Annotated in this window: 14 protein-coding genes; 10 read left to right on the top strand and 4 right to left on the bottom strand. The window is 62.0% G+C overall.

Going from position 1 to position 15990, the window contains the following annotated elements; all coding sequences use genetic code 11:
- The first annotated feature begins 199 nt into the window (after positions 1 to 199).
- Positions 200 to 2449 carry a DUF5916 domain-containing protein gene (locus tag PK789_RS00170; RefSeq protein WP_324306029.1) on the top strand — a complete coding sequence of 750 codons (2250 nt, stop codon included), beginning with the start codon at positions 200 to 202 and terminating at the stop codon, positions 2447 to 2449.
- 24 nt (positions 2450 to 2473) lie between these two features.
- Here the strand turns inward: PK789_RS00170 and PK789_RS00175 are convergent, their stop codons facing one another.
- The 3 genes from PK789_RS00175 to ftsE are packed head-to-tail and all read right to left on the bottom strand — an operon-like array spanning position 2474 to position 4939.
- Positions 2474 to 3304, bottom strand: a complete 831-nt coding sequence (locus PK789_RS00175; protein WP_324306031.1) for a response regulator — start codon at positions 3302 to 3304, stop codon at positions 2474 to 2476.
- Positions 3305 to 3306: 2 nt separating this feature from the next.
- Entirely contained in the window at positions 3307 to 4257 is a 951-nt protein-coding gene (gene ftsX, locus PK789_RS00180; protein WP_324306034.1) for a permease-like cell division protein FtsX, read from the bottom strand.
- The gene (gene ftsE, locus PK789_RS00185; RefSeq protein WP_324306036.1) at positions 4250 to 4939 is read right to left on the bottom strand and encodes a cell division ATP-binding protein FtsE; all 690 of its coding nucleotides are present in this window, start codon (positions 4937 to 4939) and stop codon (positions 4250 to 4252) included. Before ftsE ends, ftsX begins: the two co-directional genes overlap by 8 nt.
- Before the next feature lie 196 nt (positions 4940 to 5135).
- Between ftsE and PK789_RS00190 the strand changes: the two genes are divergently transcribed.
- Complete coding sequence (locus tag PK789_RS00190) at positions 5136 to 5882, top strand: peptidoglycan-binding domain-containing protein (RefSeq protein WP_324306038.1); 747 nt, start codon at positions 5136 to 5138, stop codon at positions 5880 to 5882.
- A 61-nt stretch (positions 5883 to 5943) separates the two neighbouring features.
- On the opposite strand, the gene rhlB is transcribed toward PK789_RS00190, so the two are convergent.
- Complete coding sequence (rhlB, locus tag PK789_RS00195) at positions 5944 to 7644, bottom strand: ATP-dependent RNA helicase RhlB (protein ID WP_324306040.1); 1701 nt, start codon at positions 7642 to 7644, stop codon at positions 5944 to 5946.
- 216 nt (positions 7645 to 7860) lie between these two features.
- Between rhlB and trxA the strand changes: the two genes are divergently transcribed.
- From trxA to lipA, 8 genes are all read left to right on the top strand, one after another.
- The gene (gene trxA, locus PK789_RS00200; RefSeq protein ID WP_324306042.1) at positions 7861 to 8187 is read left to right on the top strand and encodes a thioredoxin; all 327 of its coding nucleotides are present in this window, start codon (positions 7861 to 7863) and stop codon (positions 8185 to 8187) included.
- Positions 8188 to 8435: 248 nt separating this feature from the next.
- Positions 8436 to 10166 carry a transcription termination factor Rho gene (rho, locus tag PK789_RS00205; RefSeq protein ID WP_503011852.1) on the top strand — a complete coding sequence of 577 codons (1731 nt, stop codon included), beginning with the start codon at positions 8436 to 8438 and terminating at the stop codon, positions 10164 to 10166.
- Positions 10167 to 10274: 108 nt separating this feature from the next.
- Entirely contained in the window at positions 10275 to 11384 is a 1110-nt protein-coding gene (gene mltB, locus PK789_RS00210; RefSeq protein ID WP_324306044.1) for a lytic murein transglycosylase B, read from the top strand.
- Positions 11385 to 11476: 92 nt separating this feature from the next.
- Entirely contained in the window at positions 11477 to 12580 is a 1104-nt protein-coding gene (locus PK789_RS00215; protein WP_503011846.1) for a septal ring lytic transglycosylase RlpA family protein, read from the top strand.
- Between the two features lie 94 nt (positions 12581 to 12674).
- A complete protein-coding gene (locus PK789_RS00220) occupies positions 12675 to 13904 on the top strand; it encodes a D-alanyl-D-alanine carboxypeptidase family protein (RefSeq protein WP_503011853.1) in 1230 nt (409 codons plus the stop codon).
- On the top strand, positions 13901 to 14179 hold the full coding sequence (locus PK789_RS00225) for a DUF493 family protein (RefSeq protein WP_324306050.1): 279 nt from the start codon (positions 13901 to 13903) through the stop codon (positions 14177 to 14179). The genes PK789_RS00220 and PK789_RS00225 overlap by 4 nt, the downstream gene beginning before the upstream one ends.
- Positions 14167 to 14820, top strand: coding sequence for a lipoyl(octanoyl) transferase LipB (gene lipB, locus PK789_RS00230; RefSeq protein WP_324306052.1), 654 nt, complete (start codon positions 14167 to 14169; stop codon positions 14818 to 14820). Before PK789_RS00225 ends, lipB begins: the two co-directional genes overlap by 13 nt.
- Before the next feature lie 49 nt (positions 14821 to 14869).
- A complete protein-coding gene (gene lipA, locus PK789_RS00235) occupies positions 14870 to 15886 on the top strand; it encodes a lipoyl synthase (RefSeq protein ID WP_324306054.1) in 1017 nt (338 codons plus the stop codon).
- Positions 15887 to 15990 lie beyond the last annotated feature (104 nt).

A 15990-nucleotide genomic window follows, 5' to 3' on the forward strand; every position in this document is an offset into this window, starting at 1 on the left:
GTGGCAGAAAAGTGGAGTTTATCGCCGCCGGCGGGTGTTCGTCGCATGCCGCGTGCGGCCACGGGCGGATACACCCAGCATTGCGCACAGTTGTGCAGCAGCACATGCCCCTGCCATCAGTCATGGCAACGCTTTGGTTGCAGCTTGCATCCGATGTTGCATTGCTGCCGCGTTACCCACGCAGACTTGGAGAATTCGCTTGAAATTGCACGCCCTCACCGCCGCCCTGTTGCTATGCCCTGCATTCGCGCAAGCGCAGCAAACCACATCACCCGTCCGCCCCGACTTGACGGTGAACAACAACCGCATTCCGTTGCTGCAAGGCGATATCCAGATCGACGGCAAACTGGACGATGCCGCATGGCAGGGCGCGTTGGTGCAAGAGATCGCCTATGAAATCCAACCCGGTGACAACTCCCCGGCACCGGTCAAGACCACAGTACGCATGGGGTATACCGCCGATGCGTTGTATGTGGCGTTTCATGCGCAAGATCCTGACCCGACAAAAATCCGCGCGCACCTAAGTGACCGCGACACCGCATTCAATGACGATTGGGTGGGCATCTTCCTTGACACGTTCAATGATCATCGGCGCGGCTACGAATTGGTGGTCAATCCGCTCGGCGTGCAAGCGGATCTGATTCGCGATGAAACCAATACCAACAATCAAGAAGACCCGAGTTGGGATGGGGTGTGGCAAAGCGCCGGCCGGCGCACGGCCGATGGCTATGACGTGGAAGTTCGCGTCCCATTTTCCACCTTGCGCTTTCCCACCGGTGACGGTGATCAGCACTGGGGTATTTCCTTGTTTCGTAACTGGCCGCGCGATAAACGCCATCAGTTGACTAGCCATAAAGTGCCGCGCGACTCCAAGTGTTTCCAATGCGAGTGGGGGAAGTACCAAGGCATGGCGGGTGCACGGCAAGGCCGCAATCTGGAAATCGTGCCGACTCTGACCGTTGGCAAAACCCAAACCCGCGATGCTGCGGGAGCGCCATGGGCCAGCGAGAAAACCCGCATCGAACCCGGCGTGGATATGAGTTGGGCACCGTCACCGGCAATGACCTTGAACGCCACCATCAATCCGGATTTTTCGCAGGTGGAAACCGACCAGCTGCAGCTCAATTTCAATGATGGGTTTGCTTTGTTCTATCAAGAAAAACGCCCGTTCTTTTTGGAAGGTGCGGACTATTTCAGCAGCCAGTTCAACGTGCTGTACACCCGCCAAATTGCCGACCCGGATTTTGGTCTACGCATTACCGGCCGCACTGGTAGCGGTGCGTATGGTGCCATCGTGGCACGCGATGCCACCACCTTGCTATTGGTGCCGGGCGTGCAAGGGTCCGGGTTTGCGAAACTCGACCAAAAAGCCAATGTGGTGGTGGGCCGCTATCGGCAAGACTTCACCCAGCAGCTCAGTGTGGGGGTGATTGGTACTTTCCGCAGCGGCGAGGACTATCGCAATGACGTGGCGGGTGTGGATGTGCGCTGGCAACAAGGCGGGCATACCGCCACTGCGCAGGTTTTGCATAGCCAGTCCCAGTATCCAGCCAACATTGTGAATCGCTATCAGGACGAGCTGGGCAGCGATGCCGCGCCCTCCGGCAATGCGTGGCGGGCGGAGTATGCGTACAGCAATCGCCACTGGAATATGGATGTTTGGCACATGGCGATCAGTCCGGGGTTCCGCGCGGATCTGGGTTTCATTGGCCAAGTGGGGTATGAAAAATCATTGCTCGGCGGTGGCCGCAGCTGGTATCGCGATGACAAGGCCTTCAACCGCATCAATGTGCATGCGGATTTCGACATCACCCATCGCTTTGATGGGCAATTGTTGGAGCGTGAATTGGAGGGCCAAGTCAATGCGCAGGGGCCGATGCAAAGTGGTCTGACCTTGCATGGGCTGACCCGGACGCGGTTCTGGAAAGGGAAGTTGTTTGATGAGCATTACGTCGATTTCAACGGCAATTTCCGTCCGCTTGGCAATGTTCAAGTGGGTGGCTATCTGCAAGTGGGGCGGATGCTGGACTTAGCGGCAGATACCACCGGCCGACGCACCATGATCGAGGTTTTTGGTAATGCCAATCTTGGCTTGGGCGTGGCGTTGAATTGGGATGTACTGCGCCAGCGCATGCAACGCGACGGCGGTACCGCATTCACGGCAACGGTGTTGAATGCGGGCGGCAGCTGGCAATTTGATCCACGCCAGCGCCTGCGCTTGACCTTGCAGGGCAGCCAGGTGGAGCGCAATCAAGCCTTGTATGCCGATACCGTCAAGCAACGCGCACGCGATTGGGCGGCGCAAGTGGTGTATTCGTACAAGCTCAATCCACGCACGGCGTTGTATGCCGGGGCCTCGTATGGTGCGTTCATGGACGATGACCACCCCGAACTGTTCGGCAACACCCGCAGCGTGTTCTTGAAGCTGAGTTACGGCTGGCAGCCGTAATGCGATGGGTCAGCCAGCGCCGTATCAGCCCAGTTTCGACAGCCGCAACTGGAACAGCACCTTGGTCACCAACAAGCGCTCTTCGATGGGCTTGAGGACCAGATCGTTGGCACCTTCGCGCAACAGCGCGGCCTGGTTGTCGCGGTTATCGTCGCCGGTCATCATCACCATCGGCAATTTGCGCTTGCCGTAGCGGAACGCGGCGCGGATTTGGTTGAGCAGGTCGCGGCCGCTGAGTGCGCCCTTCAGATAAACATCGCTGAGGATCAAGTCGGCACCCACGTCGCCATCACTACGGCCCAAGTAGCGGTGCAGATGATCGAGCGCTTCTTCCACGCTGACCACATGCAGCACTTGTAGGGATTGGCGCTCCAGCATGCGCTTGGTGGCCACCGCCACCACGCGACTGTCTTCCACATACAACACCCGCGCACCTTCAACCGGGGCCGGGTGGACATAGCCGCGAATGAATGCCGCCAGCGCTTCTTGACCGAGGGATTTGTCGAAGTAGTCCGTGACGTCCTCGGTGAAGGCGCGGGTTTCCAGGGTTTCCTGCGCATTGCCGGACACCACGATCACCGGCACATAGGCTTGTCCGGCGGCTTCGCGCACCACCCGCGCCAAGGCCAGACCGTCACCATCGGGCAGCACCAGGGCGGTGGTCACCAAGTCCACGCTGCCTTCGGCCAGTGCCGCACGGGCTTCGGTCAGGCCGGCGCAGCCCACCACATCGGCGCTGGGCAAGGCTTTGCGTAAGGTGTCGCCAATCAATTTGCGCACCAATTTACTGCCATCGACCACCATCACCCGGGGGGCGTCGCTGACAACATGCCGCAAGTCGTGTTTGTCTGCCATTCTCAAGCCCGCCTTGGCCGGTGTTGTCGCAACTGGTGACCGGTCACCAGACCAGCACCCAACCAGCCTAACAGGCCCGCCGTTACCAGAACGGCCAGAGTGGTCAGTGGGTCTAGCCCTTGCAGGACGAAATGGCTGTCATAGCGGCTGGCCAAGGTTGCCAGCGGTTGCTGCAGTGCCCATTGCGCTAGGGTCAGGATGGCCAGTGCCAAACCGCCTGCGGCCAGCCCGTACCACGCGCCCAAATACAAAAATGGACGGCGCACAAAGCCATCGCTGGCACCCAGTAATTGCAGCACACCGATCTCCTCACGCCGCGACTGGATATCCAGCCGCACGGTATTGCCCACCACCAGCAATGCGCCCAGCCCCAACAGGGCCGCCAGCACTTGCACGCCACGCAAGGCAAACGCCAGCCAGGCCTGCAAACGGTCGCGCCATTGGGTATCAAATTGCACGCGGTCGGTTTCGGGCAGTGCTTTGGCCGCGTCCACCAACGCGGTGGCATCGTCGCGTGGGGTCAAGCGCAACACCGGGGGCAGCGCTGCCTGCGCGGCGTCTGCTCCCAGAATGTCGATGGCGGCGGCCAAATCGTCACGCGCGCGCATGTCTGCCAGCGCTTGCGCAGGGCTGATCACGGCCACGGCGGCCACGTCGGCACGTTGTTGTAGCGTGTGCGCTAGGGCTTGGGTGCGTGCGGCGTCGGTACCGGGTTTCAGGTACAGCGTTACCTCATGACTGGTCTGCACCTGCCCGCCCAGGCTGACCATGTTGTGCAGCACCAGCCACAGTCCCAGCGGCAAGGCCAGCGCCAGCGCCATCACCGCAATCGTCAATGCGCTGGCCCATGGCGTGCGCAAGATGCGCTTCAAGCTGGCGGTCAGGCTGTCGCCGTGATGGGCCAGCCACGCACGCGCACGGTGGGCGTGGGTGCTGCGACTGCGTTCATTCATCGACCAGATCCTCCGGCGCGATGTCGTCTTCCAGGCGGCCTTGATCCAGCACCAGCACCCGCTTGCGCATGTGCTTGACCAAGCGCAGGTCGTGGCTGGCGACCAGTACGCTGGTGCCCCGCTCGGGCAGCGAGGCGAACAGTGCCATGATTTCCGCTGATAAGCCCGGATCCAAGTTGCCGGTGGGCTCATCGGCGATCAGCAGGGCCGGTTCGGCCACCACCGCGCGCGCGATGCCCACCCGTTGCTGCTCGCCGGCAGACAGTTGCGAAGGCAGGGCGCGTTCGCGTGCCGCTAGCCCCAGTTTGTCGAGGATCGAACGCACCCGTTTGCCAATCTCGGCGCGCTGCATCCCGCGCAGCACCAGTGGCAGCGCCACGTTCTCGGCCACGCTGCGATCCATCAGCAATTGGTGGTTTTGATACACCACGCCCAGTTGCCGGCGGTGCCCGGCAATCCCGCTGCCACGCACCCGGGCAAGGTTGCGCTCGTCAAACAACACCGTGCCATGGCTGGGGCGCTCGGCCAACTGAATCAATTTCAGCAATGTGCTTTTGCCTGCACCCGAATGCCCAGTGACGAACAGCATTTCACCGGCATCCACGGCAAAGCTCACCTCGGCCAACGCCGTGTGGCCGCCGGGATAGGTTTTGCTGACATTATCAAGGCGCAGAACCGGCATGGTGACGATGTGCTTGGGGGAGTGGCGAAGGTTTAGCAGTATCGCTGGTTAGTATCGCCGGTTGCCGGCGGAACGGCTAGCGCCGGCAATCGGCAACGGTGGCGCGCAGGTGTCCGGCATTGCGCCGCAAGTGCGTTGAATGACGTGCCGCAATGCGCACCACGCGCAGCACGAATACTCACAACAGGACGCCACAATGCAGGGTGCAACATTACAGTTAGGTAGCCAAGGTCCCAGTGTTTCGCAACTCCAGTCAAGGCTCAATGTGGTGCTGGCTGGGTTGCCGCGACTAACGGTCGATGGTCGGTTTGGGATGAAAACCCAGCAAGCGGTTTGTGCATTCCAGCAGCGCATGGGGCTGGCGGTGACCGGTGTGGTTGATCAAAAAACAGCGGCAATACTGGGGGTGTCACTGGCGGGCTCTGCTGCGGGGCCGGCAGCGCCCGGCGCGCCGGTGCCAGCCGCTGGCGGGGCGGTCGATTTGTCGCTATACGGCGTTGTGGCCGATGCGGTCATCGAAGGATTCAAGTTGGTGGTGTCGCCGGTGTTGGTGATGACCGGCCCAGCGTCTGCATTGCCGCGTGCTGTCGTTGGCCAAATCCATGAAATGGTCAACGCCGCATTCCATGCGTTTGTGGCGGGGGTGCGGAGTGTGGTGAAGATGACCGTTCAGGTGGGGCAAAGTGCGGCAGGAATGTTCGTTCAACAGCTGCGCGCTATTTTTGGGCAAGCAGTGACGGCGATCAAATTTGCGCTGCAACGGCTGGCGGCCATTCCTGCGGTTGCCGCGCACGTCGTCGCCCAGTTTCAGCGTGCCATTGCGGGCTGCATGGCGGTGGTCGAGTCCGCAGTGGCGCAGCTGCGCGATACCGCACAGTCTGCGAAAGACGTGGCCAGGCAAATCGCCATTGGGCTTGCCGCCAATGCGCGCGGGATTGGCTGAGCACACATCGCCACAGAACCCCTGCGTTGCAGCGGGGTTCTGCAATGCCGCGTACTAGGCTTTAGTGCTGCTTGTTGGGTGAGCGCGTCACCAGCGACTTCAAGCCACGGCCGATACGCACCAGCAGCGAGGGGGGCTCGGCGGCGGCAGGGGTTGCGGGCTTGGCCGGTACGAAGCGCGGCTCGGAGGTGGTGGGCTGCGCTGTCGCGCTGGTGTCACTGCCCGCGTCCAACGGCCGCCCACGCCGCCGGCGACGACGTTTGCGCTCGCCGCGTTCGCCTTCGGTCTGCGCGCCGTGCGGCATCTCTTGCGGTATCACGTTGGCGTGTGCCCCTGCGGGTGCCGCAGACGCAGTAGTGACCGCTGCGTGGGGCTTGCGTGGCGGACGTGGCCCACGGCTGTCTGGCCCGTTGCTACGGCGTTCGCTGGGACGGCCACTGCCGCCGCCGCGGCCACCACGGCCGGCATGACCACCGCCGCGTTTGGCGTCTTCAGCGGCGCGGGCCTCGCGCACTTCCTTGAAAATCTCACCAATGCTGTCGCCGTCTGCACCGGCCTCGGGCTTGGGCCGTTCGGGGCGCGGCAACGCGGTCATCAGTTCCTGCGTCACCGGCTCGGACGGGATCTTCTGCTCGATATAGGCTTCGATGTCGGGCAGGCTCATCGCGTAGCGTTCACAGGCGAAGCTAATGGCGTCGCCTTCTTCACCTAAGCGTGCGGTGCGGCCGATGCGGTGCACATAGTCTTCGGCATCAAACGGCAAGTCGTAGTTGTATACATATTTGATGCCGTCGATATGCAGGCCGCGCGCGGCCACGTCGGTGGCCACCAAGATTTCCAGTTGGCCGGCCTGGAATTTTTTCAGCAGTGATTCGCGCTTTTTCTGCGGCACATCGCCGGACAGCACGCCGACGCGGTAGCCGGCTTTTTCCAGCGCGCGTGCCACGCGCTCGACGAACGCTTTGGTGTTGACGAACACCATCGTGCGTGCGCCCTCGCTGCGTGACAGCAGGCCCAGCAGCAGCGGCAGTTTTTCTTCGTCGGCCGGGTAATACAGCTTCTGGCGCACGCGTGCGGCGGTGATGTGCTCGGTTTCCACGACGAGTTTTTGCGGCTCGTTCATGTGCTCGTAGGCCAGCTCCAGCACACGGTGGCTGAGGGTGGCCGAGAACAGCAGGGTCTGGCGGGTGCCGCGCTCGGGCATGCGCCGCAGCAAGAAGCGAATGTCCTTGATGAAGCCCAGATCAAACATGCGGTCGGCCTCGTCCAGCACGCACACCTCGCAGGCGTGCAGACTGACCACCTTGTGCTGCTTGACGTAGTCGATTAGGCGGCCGGGGGTGGCGATGATCACATCAGCGCCGGCCTGCAGCAGCTCACGCTGCTTGTCGTAGTCCACGCCGCCATAGACCAGTGCAAATTTCAGGCCAAGGTCGGAGGCGAATTTCACCGCGTCCTTGTGGATCTGGATGGCCAGCTCGCGGGTGGGGGCCAAAATCAGTGCACGTGGGTCTTCGGGTTTACGGTCGGCCAGCGCCGGGCGGGTCAACAGGCGGTTGATGACCGCGACCAGAAAGGCCAAGGTCTTGCCGGTGCCGGTTTGCGCTTGCCCGGCCACATCGCCACCGGGCAACGCCACCGGCAGGGTCATGGCTTGAATCGGCGTGCAGCGGGTAAAGCCTGCGGCCTCCAACCCGGCCAGTAGCGACGGGTGCAGGTCGAAGGTGGAAAAGGTGATGTCGGTCAGGGGTTTATCGGACACGATGCGGCCTTTATGGTGGCGGTTGCAGCGGGCGCTGGAACGCCGTTTGCACTGTGCCACTTGTCTGAATGGGGGGCAGCCGCGCAGACTGCCGGGAGGATTCCGGGGCTGGTTGTTCCCGGCACATCGCCTTGACATTGTCTTGAAATGCAAGGCGAACCCCCCAAGTTTAACACCGGTGCGGCATTCCGCCGTGCCTTAGCCATTGGAGCCATCATGAGCAATACCGTCCTGCACGCCACCGACGCCGATTTCGATAGCCTGGTGCTGGCTTCCGACCAGCCGGTGCTGGTGGATTTTTGGGCGCCGTGGTGCGGCCCGTGCAAGATGATTGCGCCGGCGCTGGATCAATTGGCTGCCGATTACGCTGGCAAAGCCAAGATCGTCAAGGTCGATGTGGATCAAAACCAACAAACCGCGATGAAATATCACGTGCGTAGCATTCCGATGCTGCTGGTGTTCAAGAACGGCCAAGTGCAGGGCACCCAGATTGGCGCGGTGGGCAAGGCCCAGCTGGCCCAGCTGATCGACAAGGCGCTTTGATGCCGTGTGCCCGGTTCCGTTGACGGAGACGGGCAGGGATACGGGTGCGTCACGCGCCCCGTTCATCCCCAAAATAAACGTACGGGTCGGCGTGAGCTTGCACGCCTGCCCGCAAAGGTGCTAGCGTTTAGCAAGTCCGGCGCAGATCCATCGCCCTCCCGGCGCGCCACACGCCTTCCTTCTGAACCACTCTCAACGATCCCGCCCGCAAGTCTGTGGGCGCTCGCAACGTAAGCGAGGTTTTCCTCTTGTCTGATATCACCAACGACGCTACTGGCGAAGTCGCCGAAAAGCGCGTGCGCAAACCCCGCGTGGCCAAGGCCCGTAGCCCCGAACAATCCGAAATCGCACTGCCGCAGGCAGCTGTTCCAGATGCCGCGCCACCAGTAGCGCCGGCACCGACACCCGCACCCGCACCGACACCTGTTGTCAGCGAGGCGACCACCCATCGTGCAGACAACACCAGCACCAGCGAAACTGCACCGGCCAGTGGTGAAGTGCAGGGCGGTGGTCAAAACCATGCCGAGGGCCAGCAGTCAGGTGGCCAGCCGCAAGACGGTGGCCAACGGACCAGCCGTCGCGATCGCTTCAAAAATCGCCGTGACCGCCAGCGCGAGCGTTATCGCGAAGGCGGCATGCAGGACGAAGGCAACGGTGGTGGCAACGGCGAAAACTTTGTGCCGCGGCCACACCCGCAGGTGCCAGAGGGCTTCCCCACCTACTCGCTGGGCGACCTCAAGCGCATGCCGGCGTACAAATTGCAGGAAGTGGCCGAGCAGTTGTCGATCACCGATGGCGTGGCCCGCGCCCGCAAGCAAGACATCATCTTCGCGATTTTGAAAGTGCTGACCCGCCACGGCGAAGGCGTGCAGGCCGACGGCGTGCTGGAAATCCTGCCGGACGGCTTCGGCTTCCTGCGTGCGGCCGAAGCCAGCTACCTGGCCGGCCCGGACGACACCTACATCTCGCCCTCGCAGATCCGCCGCTTCAACCTGCGCACCGGCGACCACGTCTCCGGCCGCATCCGCTGGCCGAAGGACGGCGAGCGCTATTTCGCGCTCAACATCGTCGACACCATCAACGGCGAGCCGCTGGAAGCGTCGAAGAACAAGACCCTGTTCGAGAACCTCACCCCGCTGTTCCCGCGCAAGCGCTTCAAGCTGGAGCGCGGCGATGGCAGCTCGGAAGACATCACTGGCCGCATCCTCGATCTGATGGCCCCGCAGGGCAAGGGCCAGCGCGCCCTGATCGTCAGCCCGCCGAAGGCCGGCAAGACGATGATGATGCAGCAGATCGCCAGCGCGATTACCTACAACCACCCCGACGTGCACCTGATCGTGCTGCTGATCGACGAGCGCCCGGAAGAAGTGACCGAAATGCAGCGCACCGTGCGCGGCGAGGTCATCTCCTCCACCTTCGACGAACCGGCCGCGCGCCATGTGCAGGTGGCGGAAATGGTGATCGAGCGCGCCAAGCGTCTGGTCGAACACAAGAAGGACGTGGTGATCCTGCTCGACTCGATCACCCGCCTCGCCCGCGCCTACAACAACGTCATGCCGAGCAGCGGCAAGGTGCTGACCGGCGGCGTGGACTCCAACGCGATGCACCGCCCGAAGCGCTTCTTCGGCGCGGCCCGCAACGTCGAGGAAGGCGGCAGCCTGACCATCATTGCGACGGCGCTGGTCGATACCGGCAGCGCGATGGACAAGGTGATCTACGAGGAGTTCAAGGGCACCGGCAACAGCGAAGTGCACCTGGATCGCCGCATCACTGAGAAGCGCGTCTATCCGGCGATCGGCGTGAACCTCTCCGGTACCCGCCGCGAGGATTTGTTGATCGAACCCGACCTGCTGCAGAAAATTTGGATCCTGCGCAAGCTGCTGCACCCGATGGACGAAATCGCAGCGATGGAGTTCCTGCTCGACAAGATGAAGAACACCAAGTCCAACGACGAGTTCTTTGGGTCGATGAAACGCTGATTGCCGCGTTTGCCCATTGTTTGGCGTGCATGTTTTGTCTGACATGCACGCCAACAACCTGAACGGGGCGTTCCAATCTGGCTTGCCTCGCGTGCTACCCTCGCGCCGATGAGCCGAAACCTCCTACCCTCACTCGCGGCGTTGTTGCTTGCTGCTTGCGCCGCCACACCGCCCAAGCCCGCGCCGGTTGCGCCGGTGCCAGCACCGCCGACTGTTGCCACAATCCCTGCAGGTACGCCAACGGCGATGCCAACCCGCGATACCCGTGCCGCGCGTGCCGAGTTTGTGCGAAGCACCGCGCAGCGCTTCAATATCCCGGCTGCCGACATCGAAGCGGTGTTGGCCCGCGCGCAAATTCGCGAACCCATCATCAAGGCGATGGCGCGCCCGGCGGAAGCCAAGCCGTGGCGTGATTACCGGCCCATCTTCATCCAGCCGTCGCGAATCGAGGCGGGGCGTGCGTTTCTCGAAAAAAATCGTGTCGCCTTGCAGCGCGCCGAAGATCAATACGGCGTGCCGAAGGAAATCATCACCGCAATCTTGGGTGTAGAAACCAGCTACGGCGGCAACAAGGGCAGCTACCCGGTCATCGATGCACTCTACACACTGGCGTTTGCGTATCCGCGCAGCGGCAATCCTGAAAAGGTGGCATACGAGGACAAGCGGGAAGCATTCTTCCGCGATGAGCTGGCGCAATTATTCGCGCTGGGCAAGGAAGAAGGGTTTGACATCACCCAACTCAAAGGCAGTTATGCCGGCGCGATGGGCTGGGGCCAATTTATGCCGTCCAGCTACCGCCAATACGCGGTGGATGGTGATGGCGATGGCAAGCGCGACTTGTTCAACGATTTGGACGATGTGTTTGCATCGGTGGCCAATTATTTTGCCAAGAAAGGCAAGTGGCAGCGTGACGGCAAGGTGATGGTGCCGGCGATGCGCACGGCAATGGCCAGTGATTTCATCAACCCCGGCAATGCGGTGACGCTAGATCAAACCGTGCCGGGCTTGGCGGGGTTGGGCTATACCACCACCGCAGGGTTGACAGCGGCAGATACGGCGCAGCCGGTCAGCCTGATCACGTTAGACGGTGCGACCGGGCCGGAGTATTGGGTGGTGTTCAATAACTTCAAGGCGATCACCACCTACAACATCTCGCGGCTGTACGCGACGGCGGTCTTCCAGTTGTCCGAGGCCATTGCCGGACGTGCCGTCCCATGAGCCTGCGTGCGCTTTTGTTAGTTGCAATATCTTTGGGGTTGGCGGCCTGCGCCAGCACCGGGCCGGCCACGAAGGCTGCGCCAATCAGTCATGTGCCAGTGCCCAAGGCTGCCGGCATCCACAAGCCGCGGGTGTCGCCGTATGCGCCTGCGCAAGAGGACCTCTCCAAGCGCGGGGATTATGTGGCCGGTGGCTTGTTCCGGCCGGGGGTGTCGGACAGCGTTCCGGACGAGATTCCGGATGTGGATGCCATCCCCGAGCCCGAAGTCCGCGATGAGCCGCGTGCGCGCACCGGCAATCGCGACTATGCCGTGCTGGGCAAGCAATACCGTGTGCTGGATAGCCATAGTGGCTATGTCGAAGAAGGCACCGCCTCGTACTACGGCAACAAGTTCCATGGCCGTCGCACGTCCAGCCAAGAGGTGTACGACATGTACGCCTTCACCGCGGCACACAAGACCTTGCCGCTGCCCAGTTTTGCACGGGTGACCAATCTGGAAAACGGCAATTCGGTGGTGGTGCGCATCAACGATCGCGGGCCCTTTCATCCCGGGCGCTTGATCGACCTCAGTTATGCGGCGGCGGTGAAACTGGGGTATCGCAATAAAGGCAGTGCGCGGGTGCGGGTGGAGGCATTGCAGCCGGATACGGAAGCCGTCGCCGCCATTGACGCCGCGACCACCGCCGGCAAGAAGGTGGACACGCTGCCAACACCAAACCCGCCAGTGGCGAATGCACAGAGGATTGCCACAACGACGCCCGCGACTGCCGACAATCGCTTCGACATGCACCAAAGCGGCCGCGCCATGCGTGCCGATGAATTTGATGCGTGGATGCAGTCGCGGCAGATCCGGGTAGCGACTGGAAAACCGAAGTTGCTGGCTGCGCCCGTGCCTGCGCCCGTGCCCGTGCCCGCCGCTGCCGGCAGCGCGGGTTTGCCGGTGGTCGCAGCCACGCCCGTGGCAGGCGAGGTTACCCTGCAAGTGGCCAGCTTCGGCAATCAGCAAAATGCGCAGCACGCGCTGGGGTTGCTGCAAGGCGCGGCGATTACGCAGGCACAGTTGCAAGACGCCGACGTGGGCGGCAAAAAAATCTGGCGGCTGCGTATTGGCCCGGTCAGTGAGGCCGCCACTGCGGAACTTGCGGCGCGCATCGTGGGTCTGGGTTTTGCGCAGCCGCAACGGGTCAAGTACTAATTGCGGCGTAAAATGCGCCATTGATTCTTACCTTTCGTGCTTTTTGCCGCGCTTGCGCGGTCACCCGGAGCTCTCGTTGATGCACCCACGTTCGCTGCTATTTGTCGCCCTGGCTACGGCTGGTTTTACTTTGGGTTGTGGTTTGGCCGTTGCGCAAACACCGGTGCCCACACCCACGGTGGCCAAGCCCGTCGCCAAGCCTGCCGCCAAGCCTGCTGCATTGAGTGACGCCCTGCCCATCCCGGATGCGCCGGCCCCCAAGGTTAGCAAGGCATGGGTGGTGATGGATGCGGCCACCGGCCAAGTGTTGGCCGGTGAAAATGTGGACGCACAGGTTGAGCCGGCCAGTATCACCAAGGTGATGACCAGCTATGTCATCGCGGCGGAAATGGCGTCGGGCAAGATCAAGCCCACCGATCCGGTGATGATGAGCGAGCACGCTTGGCGCGAAGGTGGCGCTGCCACTGACGGCAGTTACAGCGGGTTTGAAGTCAACAAGACTGCGCCGCTGGTGGAAATGGAAAAAGGCATGGTGGTGCAGTCTGGTAACGATGCCGCGATTGCGCTGGCCGAACACGTGGCTGGCAGCTCGGAGGCGTTCGCCCAATTGATGAATGCCTATGCCAAGAAAATTGGCATGCAGCATTCCCACTTCGTCAATCCCACCGGTTTGTCGGCCGACGGTCACATCACCACTGCGCATGATTTGGCCCTGTTGGGACGCGCGCTGATTCGCGACTATCCAGCCACCTACGCCTACAACAAAATCAAGGAATTCACCGTCGGCCCGATTACCCAACCCAACCGCAACTTGCTGCTGTGGCGTGACGCCTCGGTGGATGGCATCAAGACCGGCCACACCTCCAGTGCTGGGTATTGTTTGATGGCTTCGGCCATGCGTGGTGATCAACGCCTGATCAGTGTGGTGATGGGCGATAGCAGTGAAAACCAGCGCGCAGTGGACGCTCAAGCGCTGCTCAATTGGGGTTTCCGTTTCTACGAAACCCATAAGCTTTACGACGCCGACAAGCCAGTGCAAACCTTGAAGCTGTGGAAAGGTGCGACCGATGCGGTCAAGGTGGGCGTGATTGCGCCGTTGTTGGTGTCCACCCCGCGCGGCAAGTACGAGCAGCTGAAAGCCAGCATGGATCTGCCCAAGTCACTGGAAGCCCCGATCAGCAAGGGCCAGCGGATTGGTACGGTCAAGGTGATGTTTGACGGCAAACTCATTGCACAGGCCCCGCTGGTGGCGCTGGAGGCAGTGGAAGAGGGCGGCTTTTTCAAGCGGCTGTGGCATGACCTGCTGATGTGGTGGCAAGGATGAGTGTGCACTCCGACAACCCCGAGCACGGGTTCCAGTTTCCTGGCACGTTCGAGCTATCGGCAATGGGCTCTGCGGACAAACATCTGGAAAGTGACCTGCCGCAGCATTTGTTGGCGGCAGGCATCGATGTGCTGCACGAAGACGTGCGCTGGCGCCATTCCAGCAATGGCAAATATGTGTCGGTGCGGATTGCCTTCCGCGCCAACTCGCGTGAGGACTACGACCGCGCCCACGCCGCGCTGCGCGACCATCCGGAAGTGAAGTGGACGCTGTAGTTCGTGACCTTGCCCGGCACGCGTATGCGCCGGTATGGCAGGCGATGCAAGCATTCACCGATGCCCGCAACGAGGCCACACCCGATGAGTTGTGGCTGGTCGAGCACGACCCGATTTTTACCCTTGGCCAAGCCGGCAAGCCCGAACATGTGCTGATGCCGGGCGACATCCCGGTGCTGCATGTGGATCGCGGCGGGCAGGTGACCTATCACGGTCCCGGGCAGTTGGTGGCCTACCCGCTGTTGGATCTCAAACGCCTGAAAATCGGCGTGCGCGACTACGTGTGCAGAATCGAGCAAGCCATCATCGACACACTGGACACCTGGAATATCGGTGCGACACGTCAAGCCGGCGCGCCGGGTGTGTATGTCAACGGTGCCAAAATCGCCGCGCTGGGGATTCGCGTGCGTCGTGGTTGCAGCTTTCACGGGCTGGCCTTCAATATCACCGGTGAATGTACGCCGCCATTTGCACGCATCAACCCCTGCGGCTATGCCGGGCTGCACGTGGTGGCGTTGGATGACTTGGGCGGCCCCGCCGCGCTGGATGCGGTCAAGCCCGTGCTACTGGCGCAGCTGGGCAAGCAATTTGGCCTGCACTGGCAGCCGCAAGCCGATCTGCCGCCGCAATTGGTGGCTTGATCCTGTCTCTGCACACAACTCCGTGCACGATGTGCGCGATAATTGCGGGATGAACACCACCCCCCGCAATATTCCGCTGGCCGTTGTCGATAGCCTTGCCCACAACGACCATGCCTCCCTTGAGCCCGGTGCGCGTCAAGTTGCCGGCGACAAAATCAACCGCTCGCCGGTGCAATTTGCCGACGCGCCGGTGTTGCGCAAACCCAGTTGGATCCGGGTACGCATCCCCTCCGGGAATGCGGTGCAGGCACTGAAGTCCAAGCTGCGTGAAAACCGCTTGGTGACGGTGTGTGAAGACGCCAGTTGTCCCAATATCCACGAATGTTTCAGCCATGGCACCGCCACGTTCATGGTGATGGGCGATGTGTGTACGCGGCGCTGTAGTTTTTGTGATGTCGCGCATGGCCGGCCCAAGCCCTTGGATGCCGGCGAGCCGTTGCGTTTGGCGCGCACCGTGGCCGATATGGGCTTGAAGTATGTGGTGATCACCAGTGTCGATCGCGATGATCTGCGTGATGGCGGCGCCCAGCATTTCGTCGATTGCATCCGCGAAACCCGCGCCGCCGCGCCGGGGATCCGCATCGAAATTTTGACCCCGGATTTCCGTGGCAAAGGCCGCATGGATCGCGCGCTGGAGATTTTGGCCAGCGATCCGCCGGACGTGTTCAACCACAACATCGAAACCGTGCCCGATCTGTATCGCAATGTGCGCCCGGGTGCCGACTACCAGTGGTCGCTGACCTTGCTGCAAAAATTCAAAGCGCAGCACCCCAGCATCCCCACCAAATCCGGGATCATGCTGGGGCTGGGCGAGACCATGGAGCAGGTGCAAGCCACCTTGCGCGACCTGCGTGCGCATGACGTGGAAATGGTCACCATCGGTCAGTATTTGCAGCCCAGCGCGCACCATCACCCGGTATTGCGCTACTGGACGCCGGAGGAGTTCCAAGCACTGGCCGATTACGGCGATGCTTTGGGCTTTGCGCATGTGGCGTCGGGGCCAATGGTGCGCTCCAGCTACCACGCCGATCGCCAAGCTGCCGAGCGGTTGGGCGCGGGCGGCTAAGCCTGCGCTTGCGGTAAGCGTTCACCCAGCACCGGCGCCAGCGGTTACAGTGGATGCAACGCAGTGGTGCAACTTCTAGCACTGGTGCGCGGTCGCAGCTTTGG

The sequence above is a fragment of the Thermomonas sp. genome (assembly GCF_035369645.1).
GTDB lineage: Bacteria > Pseudomonadota > Gammaproteobacteria > Xanthomonadales > Xanthomonadaceae > Thermomonas.

Bases quoted from the DNA above. Each gene is read 5' to 3' on its own strand.
- PK789_RS00175 (WP_324306031.1), bottom strand. From the start codon at position 3,304: ATGGCAGACAAACACGACTTGCGGCATGTTGTCAGCGACGCCCCCCGG.
- ftsX (WP_324306034.1), bottom strand. From the start codon at position 4,257: ATGAATGAACGCAGTCGCAGCACCCACGCCCACCGTGCGCGTGCGTGG.
- ftsE (WP_324306036.1), bottom strand. From the start codon at position 4,939: ATGCCGGTTCTGCGCCTTGATAATGTCAGCAAAACCTATCCCGGCGGC.
- PK789_RS00190 (WP_324306038.1), top strand. From the start codon at position 5,136: ATGCAGGGTGCAACATTACAGTTAGGTAGCCAAGGTCCCAGTGTTTCG.
- trxA (WP_324306042.1), top strand. From the start codon at position 7,861: ATGAGCAATACCGTCCTGCACGCCACCGACGCCGATTTCGATAGCCTG.
- mltB (WP_324306044.1), top strand. From the start codon at position 10,275: ATGAGCCGAAACCTCCTACCCTCACTCGCGGCGTTGTTGCTTGCTGCT.
- PK789_RS00225 (WP_324306050.1), top strand. From the start codon at position 13,901: ATGAGTGTGCACTCCGACAACCCCGAGCACGGGTTCCAGTTTCCTGGC.
- lipA (WP_324306054.1), top strand. From the start codon at position 14,870: ATGAACACCACCCCCCGCAATATTCCGCTGGCCGTTGTCGATAGCCTT.